At 72.9% G+C, this 16,848-nt stretch carries 15 protein-coding genes and 3 pseudogenes; 16 read left to right on the forward strand and 2 right to left on the reverse strand.

Features of this window, described 5'->3' with window-relative positions; all coding sequences use genetic code 11:
• The 6 genes and pseudogenes from AB0N76_RS35930 to AB0N76_RS35955 form a co-directional block, all read left to right on the forward strand.
• Positions 1–397 (forward strand): annotated as a pseudogene (locus AB0N76_RS35930) (serine/threonine protein kinase); the annotation flags it as partial.
• A gap of 68 nt (positions 398–465) precedes the next feature.
• Complete coding sequence (gene mqnC / locus AB0N76_RS35935) at positions 466–1,689, forward strand: cyclic dehypoxanthinyl futalosine synthase (RefSeq protein ID WP_363564628.1); 1,224 nt, start codon at positions 466–468, stop codon at positions 1,687–1,689.
• Positions 1,690–1,704: 15 nt separating this feature from the next.
• Positions 1,705–2,361 (forward strand): hypothetical protein, encoded by a 657-nt coding sequence (locus AB0N76_RS35940; RefSeq protein WP_363564630.1) that lies wholly within the window; start codon positions 1,705–1,707, stop codon positions 2,359–2,361.
• Positions 2,362–2,616: 255 nt separating this feature from the next.
• Positions 2,617–3,204, forward strand: coding sequence for a hypothetical protein (locus AB0N76_RS35945; RefSeq protein ID WP_363564632.1), 588 nt, complete (start codon positions 2,617–2,619; stop codon positions 3,202–3,204).
• 152 nt (positions 3,205–3,356) lie between these two features.
• The gene (locus tag AB0N76_RS35950; RefSeq protein WP_363564634.1) at positions 3,357–4,049 is read left to right on the forward strand and encodes a demethylmenaquinone methyltransferase; all 693 of its coding nucleotides are present in this window, start codon (positions 3,357–3,359) and stop codon (positions 4,047–4,049) included.
• A 51-nt stretch (positions 4,050–4,100) separates the two neighbouring features.
• Positions 4,101–5,447 (forward strand): annotated as a pseudogene (locus tag AB0N76_RS35955) (geranylgeranyl reductase family protein); the annotation flags it as partial.
• A 64-nt stretch (positions 5,448–5,511) separates the two neighbouring features.
• Here the strand turns inward: AB0N76_RS35955 and AB0N76_RS35960 are convergent.
• Complete coding sequence (locus tag AB0N76_RS35960; protein ID WP_363564636.1) at positions 5,512–6,183, reverse strand: peptidylprolyl isomerase; 672 nt, start codon at positions 6,181–6,183, stop codon at positions 5,512–5,514.
• Positions 6,184–6,394: 211 nt separating this feature from the next.
• On the opposite strand from AB0N76_RS35960, the gene AB0N76_RS35965 reads away from it, so the two are divergent.
• A complete protein-coding gene (locus AB0N76_RS35965) occupies positions 6,395–7,330 on the forward strand; it encodes a DMT family transporter (protein ID WP_363564638.1) in 936 nt (311 codons plus the stop codon).
• 13 nt (positions 7,331–7,343) lie between these two features.
• Here AB0N76_RS35965 and AB0N76_RS35970 read toward each other — a convergent pair whose 3' ends face one another.
• Entirely contained in the window at positions 7,344–7,946 is a 603-nt protein-coding gene (locus tag AB0N76_RS35970; protein WP_363564640.1) for a hypothetical protein, read from the reverse strand.
• Between the two features lie 189 nt (positions 7,947–8,135).
• Between AB0N76_RS35970 and AB0N76_RS35975 the strand changes: the two genes are divergently transcribed.
• The 9 genes and pseudogenes from AB0N76_RS35975 to AB0N76_RS36015 all read left to right on the forward strand — a co-directional run.
• Positions 8,136–9,245, forward strand: a complete 1,110-nt coding sequence (locus AB0N76_RS35975) for a histidine kinase (protein WP_363564642.1) — start codon at positions 8,136–8,138, stop codon at positions 9,243–9,245.
• Complete coding sequence (locus AB0N76_RS35980) at positions 9,242–9,901, forward strand: response regulator transcription factor (protein WP_363564644.1); 660 nt, start codon at positions 9,242–9,244, stop codon at positions 9,899–9,901. Before AB0N76_RS35975 ends, AB0N76_RS35980 begins: the two co-directional genes overlap by 4 nt.
• Before the next feature lie 437 nt (positions 9,902–10,338).
• The gene (locus AB0N76_RS35985) at positions 10,339–10,698 is read left to right on the forward strand and encodes an NADH-quinone oxidoreductase subunit A (RefSeq protein ID WP_238951216.1); all 360 of its coding nucleotides are present in this window, start codon (positions 10,339–10,341) and stop codon (positions 10,696–10,698) included.
• A 60-nt stretch (positions 10,699–10,758) separates the two neighbouring features.
• Positions 10,759–11,313, forward strand: coding sequence for an NADH-quinone oxidoreductase subunit B family protein (locus AB0N76_RS35990; RefSeq protein ID WP_363564646.1), 555 nt, complete (start codon positions 10,759–10,761; stop codon positions 11,311–11,313).
• Positions 11,247–12,023: pseudogene (locus AB0N76_RS35995) on the forward strand (NADH-quinone oxidoreductase subunit C); the annotation flags it as partial. The gene AB0N76_RS35990 and the pseudogene AB0N76_RS35995, both read left to right, overlap by 67 nt.
• On the forward strand, positions 12,023–13,354 hold the full coding sequence (locus tag AB0N76_RS36000) for an NADH-quinone oxidoreductase subunit D (RefSeq protein WP_363564648.1): 1,332 nt from the start codon (positions 12,023–12,025) through the stop codon (positions 13,352–13,354). The pseudogene AB0N76_RS35995 and the gene AB0N76_RS36000, both read left to right, overlap by 1 nt.
• On the forward strand, positions 13,351–14,091 hold the full coding sequence (gene nuoE, locus AB0N76_RS36005) for an NADH-quinone oxidoreductase subunit NuoE (protein WP_363564650.1): 741 nt from the start codon (positions 13,351–13,353) through the stop codon (positions 14,089–14,091). The genes AB0N76_RS36000 and nuoE overlap by 4 nt, the downstream gene beginning before the upstream one ends.
• Positions 14,091–15,452, forward strand: a complete 1,362-nt coding sequence (gene nuoF / locus AB0N76_RS36010) for an NADH-quinone oxidoreductase subunit NuoF (protein ID WP_363564652.1) — start codon at positions 14,091–14,093, stop codon at positions 15,450–15,452. Before nuoE ends, nuoF begins: the two co-directional genes overlap by 1 nt.
• The coding region (locus AB0N76_RS36015; protein WP_363564654.1) for an NADH-quinone oxidoreductase subunit G at positions 15,449–16,848 on the forward strand (1,400 nt) is incomplete at its 3' end. The genes nuoF and AB0N76_RS36015, both read left to right, overlap by 4 nt.

Consider the following 16,848-nt stretch of genomic DNA (forward strand, 5'->3'; position numbering starts at 1 on the left):
CTCGCCCTCGGCCGCCCCCTCGGCCTCGGCGGCGAGCGCCGTGCCGGAGGCGTTCCTCGGCACCTGGCGCGGGGAGATGACCACCCAGAAGGGGGTGCCCGCCGGGACGACCACCCTGGTCATCGGCCGGGCGGCGATCGGGCAGGAGGCCACCACCAGCCGCAACGAGCTGACCGGACTGCTCTCGGTCAGCTGCGAGGGCGCCTGGACGCTCACCTCGGCCGAGCCCGAGAAGCTGGTCTTCACCTCCCGGCTGGTCCGCTCCTCGCTGCCCGGGGCGTGCACCGGCGGCTCGTACTCGGAGACGCTCACGCTGCAGAAGGACGGCACGATCCGGTTCGGTTCGGCCGACCCGAACGCCGGGAACCCGTCCGGGACGCTGCGGCGGACGGGCTGACGCGGGGGCGCCGGAGGCCTGGCGTAGGCTGAACCGGCAGCAGCACCCGAGAGAGAGAAGGCCGCCAGGTGTCCGAGCTCGCAGCGACCACCATCGATGCGCCCAGCACCGACCTGCAGGCCGTGCTCGACCGGGCGGTCGGCGGTGGCCGGATCAGCCCGGAGGAGGCGCTGGAGCTCTACCGCTCGGCTCCGCTGCACGCGCTCGGCTCGGCGGCCGACGCGGTGCGCCGCCGCCGCTACGCCGGTACCGAGCACATCGCGACGTACATCATCGAGCGCAACATCAACTACACCAACGTCTGCGTGACGGCGTGCAAGTTCTGCGCCTTCTACGTGCCGCCGAAGAGCGACAAGGGCTGGTCCCGCGACCTCGACGAGATCCTGCGCCGCTGCGCCGAGACCGTCGAGCTGGGCGGCACCCAGATCATGTTCCAGGGCGGCCACCACCCGGACTACGGCGTCGAGTACTACGAGCGCGCCTTCGCGGCGATCAAGGCGGAGTTCCCGCAGCTGGTGATCCACTCGCTGGGCGCCTCCGAGGTCGACCACATGGCCCGGATCTCCGGCGTCTCCGTCGAGGAGGCGATCACCCGGATCCACAAGGCGGGCCTGGACTCCTTCGCCGGCGCCGGCGCCGAGCTGCTGCCGGAGCGCCCGCGCAAGGCGATCGCCCCGCTCAAGGAGTCCGGCGAGCGCTGGCTGGAGATCATGGAGGCCGCCCACGGCCTCGGCGTGGAGTCCACCTCCACCATGCTGATGGGCACCGGCGAGACCAACGCCGAGCGGATCGAGCACCTGCGGATGATCCGCGACGTGCAGGACCGCACCGGCGGCTTCCGCGCCTTCATCCCGTACACCTACCAGCCGCAGAACAACAAGCTCCAGGGTTCGACCCAGGCGACCGTCTTCGAGTACCTGCGGATGATCGCCATCGCCCGGCTGTTCCTGGACAACGTCGCCCACATCCAGGGCTCCTGGCTGACCACCGGCAAGGAGGCCGGCCAGCTGTCGCTGCACTACGGCGCGGACGACCTCGGCTCGGTCATGCTGGAGGAGAACGTGGTCTCGGCGGCCGGCGCCAAGCACCGCTCCAACCTCACCGAGCTGATCCACCTGATCCGGGCCGCCGACCGCGTCCCGGCGCAGCGCTCGACCACCTACGAGCACCTGCGGGTGCTGGACGACCCGGCCGACGACCCGGTCGACCCGCGGGTCGCCTCGCACATCGCCTCCACCGCGATCGAGGGCGGCACCGCGCACCCCGAGCTGAAGATCCTCGACAACGCCTGACGCCCTCCCGCCGCCGTGCTGACCCTGCACCGGGCCGCCCTCGTGCTGCCCGACCCGGCCGACCCCACCGCCCCGTCCTTCGCCGACGGGGCGGTGCTCGTGCGCGGTGAGCTGGTCGAGGCCGTCGGGCCGTACCCGGAGCTGGCGGCGGCGCACCCGGACGCCCGGGTGCGGGACTGGGGCGACGCGCTGCTCACGCCCGGACTGCGCAACCCGGACGGGCACCGGCTGCTGGAGCGGGACTACCACCCGGACCCGCGCGAGGGGGTCGGGGACCGGCCGGTGCCGGACGGCCTGGTGGGGGAGCCCGACGAGGCGCGGTGCGGGGCGAGCGCCCGGCGCGGGCTGCAGCGGATGCTCGGGGCCGGGGTGACGGCGGTGGCCGGGCCGTTCGAGCGCGCCTCGGTGCGGACGGCGGTGGCCCGGTCGGGGCTGCGCGCGCTGGCGGGGACGCCGGCTGGCGCTGGGGAGGCGGCGCTGGACCCGCTGGCCGGGCGGCCGCTCGCCGAAGCCGTGCACGGCCGGGTGGCGGTCGGGGGCCGGGCGGACTTCGCGGTGTTCGCTCCCGGCGCGAACGGCGCTCCCGGCACGAATGGCCCAGCGGACGGGCCGTCGGCCGGCGGCTGCCGGGCCACGGTGCTGGGCGGCCGGCTGGTGTTCCGCCGCCGTTGACCGGACCTTACCGGCCGGTAGTCCGACCGTTCCCCGGGGATGTGCCGTACTCCCGTACGGGACGCGGAACTTGCTTCGTGTGCCGATGAACTGGGCCGTCGATCGCCCGGCCTGATTACCCCTTCGCCGTGACCTGAGGGCCCGCCAGCGGATAGCATCCGGCTCAGCTCACTCCGTACCCTCACCACACACCGCCCGTTCCCGCGGGCGGCGGGGCCCCGTCCCAGGCCTCGAACGCAAGCCAGGACAGGAACCATGCGATCCGCGACCGTCCCCCCGCCGCGCACCCCGCGGTTGGGCCGTGGCTGGTACCTCACCGCCGTGCTCAGCGCCGTGCTGGCCGTCGGGATGTGCCTGCTGGGCTGGCGTCAGGCCGAGCAGGCCGACCGGATCGGCGCGCACCCGGTGAGAGTCGAGGGCGTGGTGACCCAGCTGCCCACCGGCGGCGGCTCCTACAGCACCGTCAGCTACCGGGCGGCGGGCGAGCACCACACCGCCACCGCGCTGCCGCTGACCGACGGCGCCAAGGTCGGCGACCCGGTCTGCCTGGAGCACGCGGCCGACGACCCGCGCGCGGTCCGGATCTGCGGCGACACCTACCCGCAGCCGGTGGGCGTCGGGCTGGCCCGGTTCAGCGTGCCGGTGGCGGTGGTGCTGTTCGCCGTCTGCGTGCTGCGGATCCGGCGGCACCGGCGGGCGCTGGCCGACCGGGGCGGACAGAACCGGATCGCCACCACGGTCGCCCTGGCGACCGGGGCGCTGGCCGACGGGATGCCGGCGATAACGCACGGCAAGCGCTCGCGCCGGAGACGGCGCGCGGGCGGGCGGCGCGGCCTGCTCTGAGGGGCGAAGCCTGCTGCGAGGGGCGCGGCCTGCTCCGAGGGGCGCGCCGAGGGGGCGTGCACCGGCCTCCGGGCGCCCCCGGCCGTCCGCCGGGGTGCCCCGACCGTGACCCCTTGCCCGGATCGTCCGGGCCAGGGTGAACAATGGGGGGCGTGACCCGAGCCTCCCTGGACAAGCAGCCGCACGAAGTCGCCGCCATGTTCGACGACGTCGCGGCCAAGTACGACCGCACCAACGACGTGCTCTCCCTCGGCCAGGCCCGCGCCTGGCGCCGGGCGGTGGCCGAGGCGGTGGCCGCCGGACCGGGTGACCTCGTGCTCGACCTCGGGGCCGGCACCGGCACCTCCTCGCTGCCCTTCGCGGAGGCCGGGGCGAAGGTCGTCCCGTGCGACTTCTCGGTCGGCATGCTCGTCGAGGGCAAGCGCCGCCACCCCGAGCTGCCGCTGACCGCCGGTGACGCCACCCGGCTGCCCTTCGCCGACGACACCTTCGACTCGGTGACCATCTCCTTCGCGCTGCGCAACGTCCAGGACACCCCGGCGGCGCTGCGCGAGATGCGCCGGGTCACCAAGCCCGGCGGCAAGCTGGTCATCTGCGAGTTCTCCACGCCGACCTGGACGCCGTTCCGGACGGTCTACACCGAGTACCTGATGCGCGCGCTGCCGCCGGTCGCCACCGCGGTCAGCAGCAACCCGGACGCGTACGTCTACCTCGCCGAGTCGATCCGCGAGTGGCCCGACCAGCCCGCGCTGGCCGGCCTGCTCCAGGAGGCCGGCTGGTCCAAGGTGGCCTGGCGCAACCTCACCGGCGGGATCGTCGCCCTGCACCGGGCCCACAAGGTCTGACCGGCGGGCCCGTCCGCAGCTCATAGACTCGTCCAAGCCCAGCCGCGCCGGCCCCCGCCGGCCGGCCGTCCCCCCAGCAGGAGTGTGCCCACCGTGTCCGAGACCGCCGTTGACCTGAGCGCAGGCGTTGTGGAGAGCACCGCGGACGTCATCGTGGTCGGCGCGGGCCCGGCCGGGTCCACCACCGCGTACTACCTGGCCCAGGCCGGGCTGGACGTCCTGCTGCTGGAGAAGACCAGCTTCCCCCGGGAGAAGGTCTGCGGCGACGGCCTCACCCCGCGCGCCACCAAGCAGCTGGTCGACATGGGCATCGACGTGTCCACCGAGAACGGCTGGCTGCACAACAAGGGCCTGCGGATCATCGGCGGCGGCGTCCGGCTGGAGCTGGACTGGCCCGAGCTGGCGTCCTTCCCCGACTACGGACTGGTCCGCAAGCGGGCCGACTTCGACGAGCTGCTCGTCCGTCAGGCCGAGAAGGCCGGTGCCCGGCTGCACGAGCGCTGCAACGTCACCGGCCCGGTGCTGGACGACCGGACCGGCCGGATCGTCGGCGTCACGGCCAAGCTGGGCGAGGAGAAGCGGCCGGTGACCTTCCGCGCGCCGCTGGTCGTCGCCGCCGACGGCAACTCCACCCGGCTCTCGCTCGCGATGGGCCTGCACCGCCGGGAGGACCGCCCGATGGGCGTCGCCTACCGGACCTACTTCACCTCCCCGCGCCACGACGACGACTACCTGGAGTCCTGGCTGGAGCTGTGGGACACCCGCGGCGGGCAGCGCAAGCTGCTGCCCGGCTACGGCTGGGTCTTCGGCATGGGCGACGGCACCTCCAACGTCGGCCTCGGCATCCTCGACTCCTCGCCCGCCTTCGGCGAGCTGGACTGGCGCGAGGTACTCAAGGCCTGGTGCGCCTCGATGCCGGCGGAGTGGGGCTACACCCCCGAGAACATGACCGACCCGATCCGCGGCGCCGCGCTGCCGATGGCCTTCAACCGCCAGCCGCACTACACCCGCGGCCTGCTGCTGGTCGGCGACGCCGGCGGCATGGTCAACCCGTTCAACGGCGAGGGCATCGCCTACGCGATGGAATCCGGCCAGATCGCGGCCGGGGTGATCGTCCAGGCCCACGCCCGGGTCACCGAGGCCGGCCGGGAGCGCGCGCTGCAGGCCTACCCGCGCGTCCTCAAGGACGTCTACGGCGGCTACTACACGCTCGGCCGGGCCTTCGTGAAGCTCATCGGCAACCCGAAGGTGATGCAGCTCGCCACCCAGCGCGGGCTGACCCACCCGATGCTGATGAAGTTCGTCCTCAAGCTGCTCGCGAACCTGACCGACCCGCAGGGCGGGGACGCCATGGACCGCATCATCAACGGCCTGGCCAAGGCCGCGCCCAACGCCTGACGCCCACCGCGCTCCGGTCGCCGCGGCTCCCGTACGGACCTCCGTACGGGAGCCGTCGTGCGTCCTAGCGGTTGGAGATCTTCACGTTGCGGATGTTCACGGGCAGCGTGGGGAATCCGTCGCCGGGGTTGTTCTGGTCGTCCTCGCCACCGGCGGCGATCTTCTGCAGGACGTCGAGCCCCGCGGTGATCCGGCCGAACGGGGTGTAGGCGGGGGAGAGCTTGGTGTCCTTCCAGACGAAGAAGAACTGGCTGCCGTTGGTGTTCGGGCCCGCGTTGGCCATCGCCACCGTGCCGGCCGGGTAGGTGGCGCCGGTCAGGTTCTCGTCCGGGAAGGAGTAGCCCGGGCCGCCGCTGCCGGTGCCGGTCGGGTCGCCGCACTGCAGGACGTAGATCCGCTGGGTGGTGAGGCGGTGGCAGTGGCTGCGGTCGAAGTAGTCGCGCTCGGCGAGGAACCGGAACGAGAAGGTGGTGCACGGAGCCTTGTCGGTCAGCGCCTGGAAGGTGATCGAGCCCTGCGAGGTCTTCAGGGTCGCGCTGTAGGGCTTGGCGGCCTTCCGGGCGTCGAAGACCGGGATGCCCTTGAAGTTGTCGGCCGGGACGGCCGGGGTGTACGTGCAGGTGGTGCCGGTGGCGCCGGTGCCGGTCGACGGGGTCGCCGCGACGGCGGTGCCGGTGCTCGCCACGAGCGGCAGGACGGCGGCGGCGGCGATCAACGCCCAGGGTTTCCGCTTCATTTGACGGGCCTTCCGATGGGTGGGGGACGGCTGCGTTGGCATGGCGACATCATCCACGGCGGGGCGGAGATCCGACAGGGGGCCGGAAAGCCGTTGATCACGGGTGGGCCGGTGCGCGAGGATGGCGGCCCCCTGAGCTGTTCCGGGATCCGTCCGACGACGTGCGGGACCCCTGTGTGCCGGTCCCGTTCGTCCCGAAGAGGTCCTCGCCATGCGTCCTGCGTCGTCCGTCCTGCGTGATCTGCCGGTGCTGCTGGTGGCGGTGGTCTGGGGATCGAGCTTCCTCGCGGTGCAGCGGGTGGCCGATCCGGAGACGGTGGTGGCGATGCTGGTGCTGCGCTTCGGCCTGGTGCTGCCGGTGCTCGGGCTGTTCGCCTGGCGGTCGCTGCGCGGGCTGCGGCCCGCCGAGTGGCTGGGCGCGGCCTCGCTGGGGCTGGTGCTCGGGGTGATCTTCCTGCTGGAGACCTTCGGCGCGGTGCACACCTCGGCGACCAACGCCGGGCTGATCATCAGCCTCACGATCGTGTTCACCCCGCTCGCGGAGAGCGCGCTCACCCGGACCCCGCTGCCGCGCCGCTTCCTCGCGGCGGCCGGCCTCGCGGTGCTGGGCATCGCCCTGCTCACCGGGGACGGCGGGCTGCGGGCGCCGGCCCCGGGGGACCTGCTGGTGCTCGGCGCCGCCGTGGTGCGGACGGTCAACGTGCTGGCCACCGCCCGGGTCCGGGCGATCCGGGAGACCGACACGCTCGCCGTCACCTGGGTCCAACTCGCCACCGCGACGCTGGTGTTCGCCGCCGTCGCGCCGTTCACCGGCCCGCTGCCCTGGACCGTCGCGGCCGCCTACGGGCCCGCGCAGTGGGGCTGGCTGCTGCACCTGGCGCTGCTCTGCACGCTGTTCGCCTTCTTCGTGCAGACCTGGGCCGTGCGCACCACCTCGCCGTCCCGGGTCAGCCTGCTGCTGGGCACCGAGCCGCTCTGGGCGGCGGTGTTCGGCATCACCCTGGCCGGCAACCACCTCGGCCCGCTCGCCCTGCTGGGCGGCGCCGTCGTCCTGGTCGCCACCGAGTGGGGCCGCCGGACCGCCTCGGCGCCGCGGCGGGAGCCGGCGACGGAGCCGGCCCGGGCGTCCGAACCGGCCTCCGTGTGACGGGCGCCGGTCCTCACCGGCGCCGCAGGGTGCGGCGGGCGTAGTCGAAGGTGACGGCCGCCAGCAGCGGGCCCCAGGCGACCAGTGGGAGGTAGGCGAGGGTCATCACCAGGCCGGCGAAGCCGTGCGGGGCGTCGGGGTTCCCCATGTTCCCGGGGTCGTTCCAGCCGAGGACGCCCTGGATCCCGCCGGCGGTGAGGACCAGCGCGCCGAGGGCGGCGGGGACGATCGCGGCGAGCGGGCGGACGGTGCGGCCGCCGATCAGCGGTATCCAGCCGGGGACGACCCGGCCCCAGGGGCGGACCAGGCCGAGGGTGAGGAAGGCCAGGCACTCGGCGAGCGTGCTCAACGCCAGCATGTAGACGCTGCCCCAGCCGGGCACGGCCCGGTGGAGGAAGGCGAGGGCCTCGCCGGAGAAGCCCATGGTGGCACCGCAGGCGAAGGCGACCCGCCAGAGTCCGGACGGGACGGTGGACCAGACCGCGGCCTTGGCGGCGAGTTCGGCCCAGCGCGGCGCCGGGTCGACGGCCGCCGGGCCAGCTGGCTGGCCGGCCGGGTGGAAGGACGAACGGACGGTGGCGCGGGGCGACTGGACGGACGGCGTGCTGTCGATCATCGGACTGGCTCCCTTCCGGGCGGCCCGGTCGGCCGCTGCGATGCCTCAAGCCTGCTGGTCGCCCGGGGTGCGGCGGCAGATGCCGATCGGCATGACCGGCCGCCCCGGCCGGCGGCGGGATGTGCCGATCGGCACAGGCGGGCGGGCGCGGTGATCCGTAAGCTGGGCGGGCCTACGGGGGGAGACACGGTGATCGGACAGGTGCTCGCGGCCGCGGCCGCGCCGGGGGCGGCACTGCTCGGCCTGGCGGCGCGGCGGCGCTACGGGTGGCCGGTCGCGGTCGCGGTCGTGGCGGGGGCGGCCGGGGCGGTGTCGCTGACGGTCACCGCCGGCGCCTGGGCCGTCGGCCGCTGGGGCGAGGCGGACCGGCTGCCCGCCCTGGTGAGCCTGGCCGAACTCGGCGTGCTGCTGCTGACCGTGGCCCTCGCGGTGCGCCTCGGCCGGGGATGGAACGGGCCGGTGGCGGCGTCGGCGGCCGGGGCGGCGGTGTTGCTCTGGCCGTCCCGCTTCGAGGGGTTCACCGAGTCCGGCGGGCCGTTGACCCTGGTCGGCTTCGGCGCCGTCCTGCTCGGGCCGGCCGCGCTGGCCGGGCGGTACCTGCGCGGGCTGGACGACGCCCGCCGGCGCTCGGTGGCCGCCGCCCGGGGCGCGCAGCGGCTCGAACTCGCCCACGACCTGCACGACTTCGTGGCGCACGACGTGAGCGGCATGGTCGCGCTGGCCCAGGCCGGCACGGTGCTGGCGGCGTCCGACCCGGTCCGGGCGGCGGAGCTGTTCGAGCGGATCGAGCGGGCCGGGCAGCAGGCGCTCGGCTCGCTGGACCGGACCGTCCACCTGCTGCGGACCGCGGAGCCGGACCGGGCCGCCGATCCGGCGGCGGACCACGCGGCGGAGCGCGCGCCGCAGCCGGGGCTGGCCGATCTCGCCGCCCTGGCCGAGCGGTTCGCGGAGTCCGGCGGTGCCTCGGTGCGGCTGGAGGCCCCGGGGGAGGGGGCGGAGGTGCCGCGCGAGGTGGCCGCGACGGCCTACCGGATCGTGGTCGAGGCGCTCACCAACGTCCGTCGGCACGCGCCCGGCGCCCGGGCCGTCACGGTGCGGGTGCGCCGGGCCGGCGGGCGGCTGGAGGTCACGGTGACCGACGACGGCGCGGGGGGCGCCCCGGCGACGGGGGCGCGCCGGGGCGGCAGCGGGCTGGCCGGGCTGGCGGCCCGGGCGGAGGCGCTCGGCGGCACGCTCACCGCCGGCCGCGGGGACGGCGGTTGGCGGCTCGCCGCGACGTTCCCGCTGGAGGGCCGATGAGCATCCGGGTGCTGCTCGCCGACGACGACGAGGCGATCCGCGCCGCGTACCGGATCATCCTGGACGCCCAGCCGGACATCGAGGTGGTGGGCGAGGCCGCGGACGGCGAGGCGGCGCTGGCGCTGGCCGGGCGGCTGCGGCCGGACGTCGTCCTCGCGGACATCCGGATGCCCCGGCTGGACGGGCTGGCGCTGACCCGGCGGCTGGGCGGGGAGTTCCGGGTGGTCGTGGTGACCACCTTCGACCTGGACGAGTACGTGCACGAGGCGATCCGGGCCGGTGCGGCGGGCTTCCTGCTCAAGCGCTCGGGGCCGGCCCTGCTGGCGGAGGCGGTCCGGGCGGCCGTCGCCGGGGACGCGCTGATCAGTCCGCAGATCACCGTGCGCCTGCTCCGGCAGCTGTCGGGGGGAGAGACGTCGCACGGGGAGAAGCGGAAGCAGGAGGGTCCGCGGGTCGGCCCGGCCGAGGAACTCACCGCCCGCGAGCGGGAGATCGCCCGGCTGGTCGCGGACGGCGCGACCAACGCCGAGATCGGGGCGGAACTGTTCATCACGGCCGGGACGGTGAAGAACCACCTGGCCTCGATCCAGCGGAAGCTCGGTGCGCGCAACCGGGTCGGCATCGCCGCCTGGGCGTGGGAGCGGGCCGGCGCCTGAGGCCGCTCGCGCGCTTGTGAACGAAGGGTCAAGCAGGCGTTCGCAGCGCCGCCACCCCTGCGGGTGAGCCGCTATAACACGTCAACATGACGCCCAGAAATTTGCCCGCAGGGATGCGTAGTTGATATAGGAGTGCGGCCCTGACCAGCCGCTTCGCAGATAAATGCGACTGGTTGTGATCATTTGACTTCTTTGCGTTGACAAATCTCGTCATGTTCACTTTCGCCACCATTCCAGAGGTGGCGGAGATCACAAAGATCCCGGCGAACTGCGTGTCGCAGATCACAAGCGGACAGGCATAGGATGCGCTCGTTCCAGGCTTTGTGAACTGCCTCACATGAGGTGGATCCGGGAACTGGAACGCCGGGTTCACCACAGCGTGACCCGTCGGTTCCGATCTGCAGTCAAGGACGACTGGACGGAGGGAGCGGGGGCTTATGAATGCCTACGCGCCGATCCTCGTACTCGGTGCCATCGCGGCGGCGTTCGCGGTCGGCTCCGTCGTGATGGCCTCACTGACCGGGCCCAAGCGGTACAACCGGGCCAAGTTGGAGGCGTACGAGTGCGGCATCGAGCCGACCCCGCAGCCCGTGGGCGGCGGTCGGTTCCCGATCAAGTACTACCTGACGGCGATGCTCTTCATCGTCTTCGACATCGAGATCGTCTTCCTCTATCCGTGGGCGGTGAGCTTCGACGCCCTGGGGATCTTCGGGCTGATCGAGATGCTCCTGTTCATCGCCACCGTCTTCGTCGCCTATGCCTACGTCTGGCGGCGCGGCGGTCTGGAGTGGGACTGACCGCTGACCTTGTGAACGTGCGGACAAGCCAACGGACTTGAGGGCATTGAGAGGGATCTGATGGGAATCGAGGAGAAGCTGCCGAGCGGCTTTCTGCTCACGACCGTGGAGACTGCGGCCGGCTGGGTGCGCAAGGCGTCGATCTTCCCGGCCACCTTCGGGCTGGCCTGCTGCGCGATCGAGATGATGACCACCGGCGCGGGGCGGTACGACCTCGCCCGGTTCGGCATGGAGGTGTTCCGGGGCTCGCCCCGGCAGGCCGATCTGATGATCGTGGCGGGTCGGGTGAGCCAGAAGATGGCGCCGGTGCTGCGCCAGGTGTACGACCAGATGCCCAATCCGAAGTGGGTCATCTCGATGGGCGTCTGCGCCTCCTCGGGCGGGATGTTCAACAACTACGCGATCGTGCAGGGCGTCGACCACATCGTGCCGGTGGACATCTACCTGCCCGGCTGCCCGCCCCGCCCGGAGATGCTGATGGACGCGATCCTGAAGCTGCACGACAAGATCCAGCACGAGCCGCTCGGCGTGAACAGGCGCCGCGCCGAGGAGTTGGGCGAGGCGCTCGCGCTGCAGGCCACCCCGGTGAGCGAGATGCGGGGGCTGCTGCGATGAACGAGCAGGTACCCGAGACCCGCCGGGAGGAGCCGCGCCGGGAGATCCCGGTCGAGGTGGTCGGCCGCCGGCAGGGCATGTTCGGCGCCCAGGGCAGCGGCGACACCTCCGGCTTCGGCGGACTGGTCGCCCCGATCGCCCTCCCGCCGGCCAGCGAACGCCCGTACGGCGGCTGGTTCGACGAGGTCGCCGACGAGCTGGAGGGCGCGCTGGAGGAACAGGGCCTCGACCCGGCCGAGGCGATCGAGAAGACCGTCGTCGACCGCGCCGAGCTCACCTTCCACATCGCCCGCGAGCACCTGCTCCGCACCGTCCGCACCCTGCGCGACGACCCGGCGCTGCGGTTCGAACTCTGCCTCGGCGTGAGCGGCGTGCACTACCCGGGCGACCAGGGCCGCGAGCTGCACGCGGTCTACCTGCTGCGCTCGATCACCCACGGCCGGCTGATCCGGCTGGAGGTCACCGCGCCGGACGCCGACCCGCGGATCCCGTCGGTGGTGAGCGTCTACCCGACCAACGACTGGCACGAGCGCGAGACCTACGACTTCTTCGGGCTGGTCTTCGAGGGGCACCCGGCGCTCACCCGGATCATGATGCCGGACGACTGGGTGGGTCACCCGCAGCGCAAGGACTACCCGCTCGGCGGCATCCCCGTCGAGTACAAGGGCGCCCAGATCCCGGCACCCGACCAGCGGAGGTCGTACAGCTGATGAGCACCCAGCACTTCGAAGAGGCCCAGCCCCGGGAGACCACCGAGGGCCGGGTGTTCACGGTCACCGGCGGCGACTGGGGCGAGGTCGTCGAGGCCGTCGGCCGGGCCGACGACGAGCGCATCATCGTCAACATGGGCCCCCAGCACCCCTCCACCCACGGTGTGCTGCGGCTGATCCTGGAGATCGACGGGGAGACGGTGACGCAGGCCCGCTGCGGCATCGGCTACCTGCACACCGGCATCGAGAAGAACATGGAGTACCGCAACTGGGTCCAGGGCACCACCTTCGTGACCCGGATGGACTACCTGATCCCGATGTTCAACGAGACCGCCTACTGCCTGGCGGTCGAGAAGCTGCTCGGCATCACCGGCGACATCCCCGACCGGGCGAGCGTCATCCGGGTGCTGATGATGGAGCTCAACCGGATCTCCTCGCACCTGGTCTGCATGGCCACCGGCGGCATGGAGCTCGGCGCCACCACGCTGATGGTCTTCGGCTTCCGCGACCGCGAGCTGATCCTGGACGTCTTCGAACTGGTCACCGGCCTGCGGATGAACCACGCGTACATCCGCCCCGGCGGGGTCGCCCAGGACCTCCCGCCCGGCGCGGTCGACCAGATCCGCGAGACCGTGAAGACCCTCCGCTCCCGGGTGCCCGAGTACGAGAAGCTCGCCGCCGGCAACCCGGTGTTCAAGGCCCGGCTGGGCGACGTCGGCTTCCTCGACCTGCCCGGCTGCCTGGCCCTCGGCGCCACCGGACCGATCCTGCGCGCCACCGGGCTGCCGCACGACCTGCGCAAGAGCGATCCGTACTGCGGCTACGAGGACTACGAGTTCGAGGTCGCGGTCACCGACAGCGCCGACTCCTACGGCCGCTTCATGATCCGCCTGGAGGAGATCAGGCAGTCGCTGGGGATCGTCGAGCAGTGCCTGGACCGGCTGCGTCCCGGGCCGGTCATGGTGGGCGACAAGAAGATCGCCTGGCCGGCCCAACTCGCCGTCGGGCCGGACGGGATGGGCAACTCGCTCGATCACATCCGGAAGATCATGGGCACCTCGATGGAGGCCCTGATCCACCACTTCAAGCTGGTCACCGAGGGGTTCCGGGTCCCGGTCGGCCAGGCCTACGCGGCGGTCGAGTCGTCCAAGGGCGAGCTGGGCGTGCACGTGGTCAGCGACGGCGGGACCCGCCCGTACCGGGTCCACTTCCGGGACCCGTCGTTCACCAATCTGCAGTCGATGGCGGCGATGTGCGAGGGCGGCCAGGTGGCCGACGTCATCGTCTCGGTGGCCGGGATCGACCCGGTGATGGGAGGCGTGGACCGGTGACAGACGTCCAACTGGGGATGCCGGCGCTGCCGGCCGCACCGTACCCCGAGGAGGTGCGCGGCCGGCTCGCCGCCGACGCGCGGGAGCTGATCGACCGCTACCCGGTGGCCCGGTCCGCGCTGCTGCCGCTGCTGCACCTGGTGCAGGCCGAGGAGGGCTTCGTCAGCCCGACCGGGATCCGGTTCTGCGCCGAGCAGCTCGACCTCACCACCGCCGAGGTCACCGCCGTCGCCACCTTCTACACCATGTACCGGCGCCGCCCGGCCGGCGAGTTCCACGTCGGGGTCTGCACGAACACCCTGTGCGCGGTGCTCGGCGGCGACCAGATCTTCGCCGAGCTGAAGCAGCACCTCGACCTGGAGAACAACGAGACCACCGAGGACGGCCGGATCTCGATCGAGCACATCGAGTGCAACGCCGCCTGCGACTACGCGCCGGTGGTGATGGTCAACTGGGAGTTCTTCGACGACCAGACCCCGGAGAGCGCCAAGCGGCTGGTCGACGAGCTGCGGGCGGGCCGGGAGGTCCACCCCACCCGCGGCGCCCGGCTCTGCTCCTTCAAGGAGACCGCCCGGATCCTGGCCGGCTTCCCCGACGAGCGGGCCGGCGCCAACGACGAGTCCGGCGCCGGCGGCGCCCCCTCGCTGGCCGGCCTGCGGCTGGCCAAGGGCGAGGCACTGCCCGGCACCGGCGGAACCAAGGTGGTATCGCCGCGCCACGAAGGGACCGAAGCGTGATGACCTCCGCCGAGCCGGCCGAGAAGCTGCTCACCCCCGTCCTCTCCGCCTCCTGGGACGACACCCGCCCCTGGACCCTCGCCACCTACCGCCGCCACGCCGGGTACGAGGGACTCAAGGCCGCCCTCGCGATGGCCCCGGACGAGGTCATCGCCCTGGTCAAGGACGCCGGCCTGCGCGGCCGCGGCGGCGCCGGCTTCCCCACCGGGATGAAGTGGCAGTTCATCCCGCAGAACGACGGCAAGCCGCACTACCTGGTGGTCAACGCGGACGAGTCCGAGCCGGGCACCTGCAAGGACATCCCGCTGCTCTTCGCCAACCCGCACTCGCTGATCGAGGGCATGGTCATCGCGTCCTACGCGATCCGCTGCGACCACGCCTTCATCTACCTGCGCGGCGAGGTCGTCCCGGTGCTGCGCCGGCTCCAGGCCGCCGTCGCCGAGGCCTACCAGGCCGGGCTGCTCGGCCGGAACATCCTCGGCTCCGGCCTGGACCTGGACATCACCGTCCACGCCGGCGCCGGCGCGTACATCTGCGGCGAGGAGACCGCGCTGCTCGACTCGCTGGAGGGCCGCCGCGGCCAGCCGCGACTGCGTCCCCCGTTCCCGGCCATCGCCGGCCTCTACGCCTGCCCGACGGTGGTCAACAACGTCGAGTCGATCGCCTCGGTGCCGCCGATCCTGGCCCGCGGCAAGGAGTGGTTCAAGGGCCTGGGCACCGAGAAGTCCCCCGGCTTCACGCTCTACTCGCTCTCCGGGCACGTCACCAACCCCGGCCAGTACGAGGCCCCGCTCGGCATCACGCTGCGCCAGCTGCTCGACCTGAGCGGCGGGGTCCGGTCCGGCCACCGGCTGAAGTTCTGGACCCCGGGCGGCTCCTCGACCCCGATGTTCACCGACGCGCACCTCGACGTCCCGCTCGACTACGAGGGCGTCGGCGCGGCCGGCTCGATGCTCGGCACCAAGGCGCTGCAGGTCTTCGACGAGACCACCTGCGTGGTCCGGGCGGTCACCCGCTGGACGGAGTTCTACGCCCACGAGTCCTGCGGCAAGTGCACGCCCTGCCGCGAGGGCACCTACTGGCTGGTCCAGCTGTTGCGGCGGATCGAGGCCGGCGACGGCGTCGAGGGGGACTTGGAGAAGCTCCTCGACATCGCCGACAACATCAACGGCAAGTCCTTCTGCGCCCTGGGCGACGGCGCCGCCAGCCCGATCGTCTCCTCGCTCCAGCATTTCCGGGCCGAGTACGAGCAGCACCTCGTCGAGCGCCGCTGCCCGTTCGACCCGGCCGCCTCCACCGTCTGGGCCGACGGCCCCCGCCCCGGCCACCAGTCCGCCACCGAAAGGGAGGTGCACGCGTGACGATCACAGAGCCATCCACCTCCAAGGCCGCGGTCGAACTGGTCACGCTCACCATCGACGGCGTCGAAGTGCAGGTCCCCAAGGGGACGTTGGTGATCCGGGCCGCCGAGCAGATCGGCACCCAGATCCCGCGCTTCTGCGACCACCCGCTGCTCGATCCGGCCGGCGCCTGCCGGCAGTGCATCGTCGAGATCGAGGGCCAGCGCAAGCCGGTCGCCTCCTGCACCATCCCGGTCGCCGAGGGCATGGTGGTCCGCACCCAGGTCAGCTCGCCGGTCGCCGAGAAGGCGCAGCGCGGCGTGATGGAGTTGCTGCTGATCAACCACCCGCTGGACTGCCCGGTCTGCGACAAGGGCGGCGAGTGCCCGCTGCAGAACCAGGCGATGTCCACCGGGGACGCCGACTCCCGCTTCGAGGGGATGAAGCGCACCTACGAGAAGCCGGTCCCGATCAGCAGCCAGGTGCTGCTGGACCGGGAGCGCTGCGTGCTGTGCGCCCGCTGCACCCGCTTCTCCCAGCAGATCGCCGGGGACCCGTTCATCGACCTGGTCGAGCGCGGCGCCCTCCAGCAGGTCGGCACCGGCGAGGGGGACGACTTCGAGTCCTACTTCTCCGGCAACACCATCCAGATCTGCCCGGTCGGCGCCCTCACCTCGGCGGCTTATCGTTTCCGCTCCCGTCCGTTCGACCTGGTCTCCTCGCCGAGCGTGTGCGAGCACTGCTCGGCCGGCTGCGCCCAGCGCACCGACCACCGGCGCGGCAAGGTGCTGCGCCGGCTGGCCGGCGAGGACCCGGCGGTCAACGAGGAGTGGAACTGCGACAAGGGCCGGTTCGCCTTCCGCTACGCCCAGCAGCGCGACCGGCTGACCACCCCGCTGGTCCGGCGGGACGGCGAACTCGTCGCCGCCTCCTGGCCGGAGGCGCTGGCCCGGGCCGCCGAGGGGCTGCGCGGGGCCCGCACCGGGGTGCTCACCGGCGGTCGGGTGACCGTCGAGGACGCCTACGCCTACGCCAAGTTCGCCCGGGTGGTGCTCGGCACCAACGACGTGGACTTCCGGGCCCGCCCGCACAGCGGCGAGGAGGCGGACTTCCTGGCCGCCGCCGTCGCCGGGCAGGGCGTGGACCTCGGCGGCGTCGCCCTGACGTACGCGGACCTGGAGGCCGCGCCGGTCGCCCTGCTGGTGGGCTTCGAGCCCGAGGAGGAGTCGCCGATCGTCTTCCTGCGGCTGCGCAAGGCCGCCCGCGACCGCGGACTGAAGGTCTACTCGATCGCCGCGCACGGCTCCCGGGGCCTGGCCAAGCTGCGCGGCGCGCTGCTGCCCGCCGCCCCCGGCACCGAGTCCGAGTGGCTGGCCGCGCTCGCCGCCGACGAGCCGCTCAACGACGACGCCGGCCG

Origin of the sequence: Kitasatospora sp. NPDC093806, from assembly GCF_040683335.1 — a bacterium.
GTDB lineage: Bacteria > Actinomycetota > Actinomycetes > Streptomycetales > Streptomycetaceae > Kitasatospora.

Bases quoted from the DNA above. Each gene is read 5' to 3' on its own strand.
- AB0N76_RS35945 (WP_363564632.1), top strand. From the start codon at position 2,617: ATGCGATCCGCGACCGTCCCCCCGCCGCGCACCCCGCGGTTGGGCCGT.
- AB0N76_RS35960 (WP_363564636.1), bottom strand. From the start codon at position 6,183: ATGAAGCGGAAACCCTGGGCGTTGATCGCCGCCGCCGCCGTCCTGCCG.
- AB0N76_RS35965 (WP_363564638.1), top strand. From the start codon at position 6,395: ATGCGTCCTGCGTCGTCCGTCCTGCGTGATCTGCCGGTGCTGCTGGTG.
- AB0N76_RS35970 (WP_363564640.1), bottom strand. From the start codon at position 7,946: ATGATCGACAGCACGCCGTCCGTCCAGTCGCCCCGCGCCACCGTCCGT.
- AB0N76_RS35980 (WP_363564644.1), top strand. From the start codon at position 9,242: ATGAGCATCCGGGTGCTGCTCGCCGACGACGACGAGGCGATCCGCGCC.
- AB0N76_RS35985 (WP_238951216.1), top strand. From the start codon at position 10,339: ATGAATGCCTACGCGCCGATCCTCGTACTCGGTGCCATCGCGGCGGCG.
- AB0N76_RS35990 (WP_363564646.1), top strand. From the start codon at position 10,759: ATGGGAATCGAGGAGAAGCTGCCGAGCGGCTTTCTGCTCACGACCGTG.
- AB0N76_RS36000 (WP_363564648.1), top strand. From the start codon at position 12,023: ATGAGCACCCAGCACTTCGAAGAGGCCCAGCCCCGGGAGACCACCGAG.
- nuoF (WP_363564652.1), top strand. From the start codon at position 14,091: ATGACCTCCGCCGAGCCGGCCGAGAAGCTGCTCACCCCCGTCCTCTCC.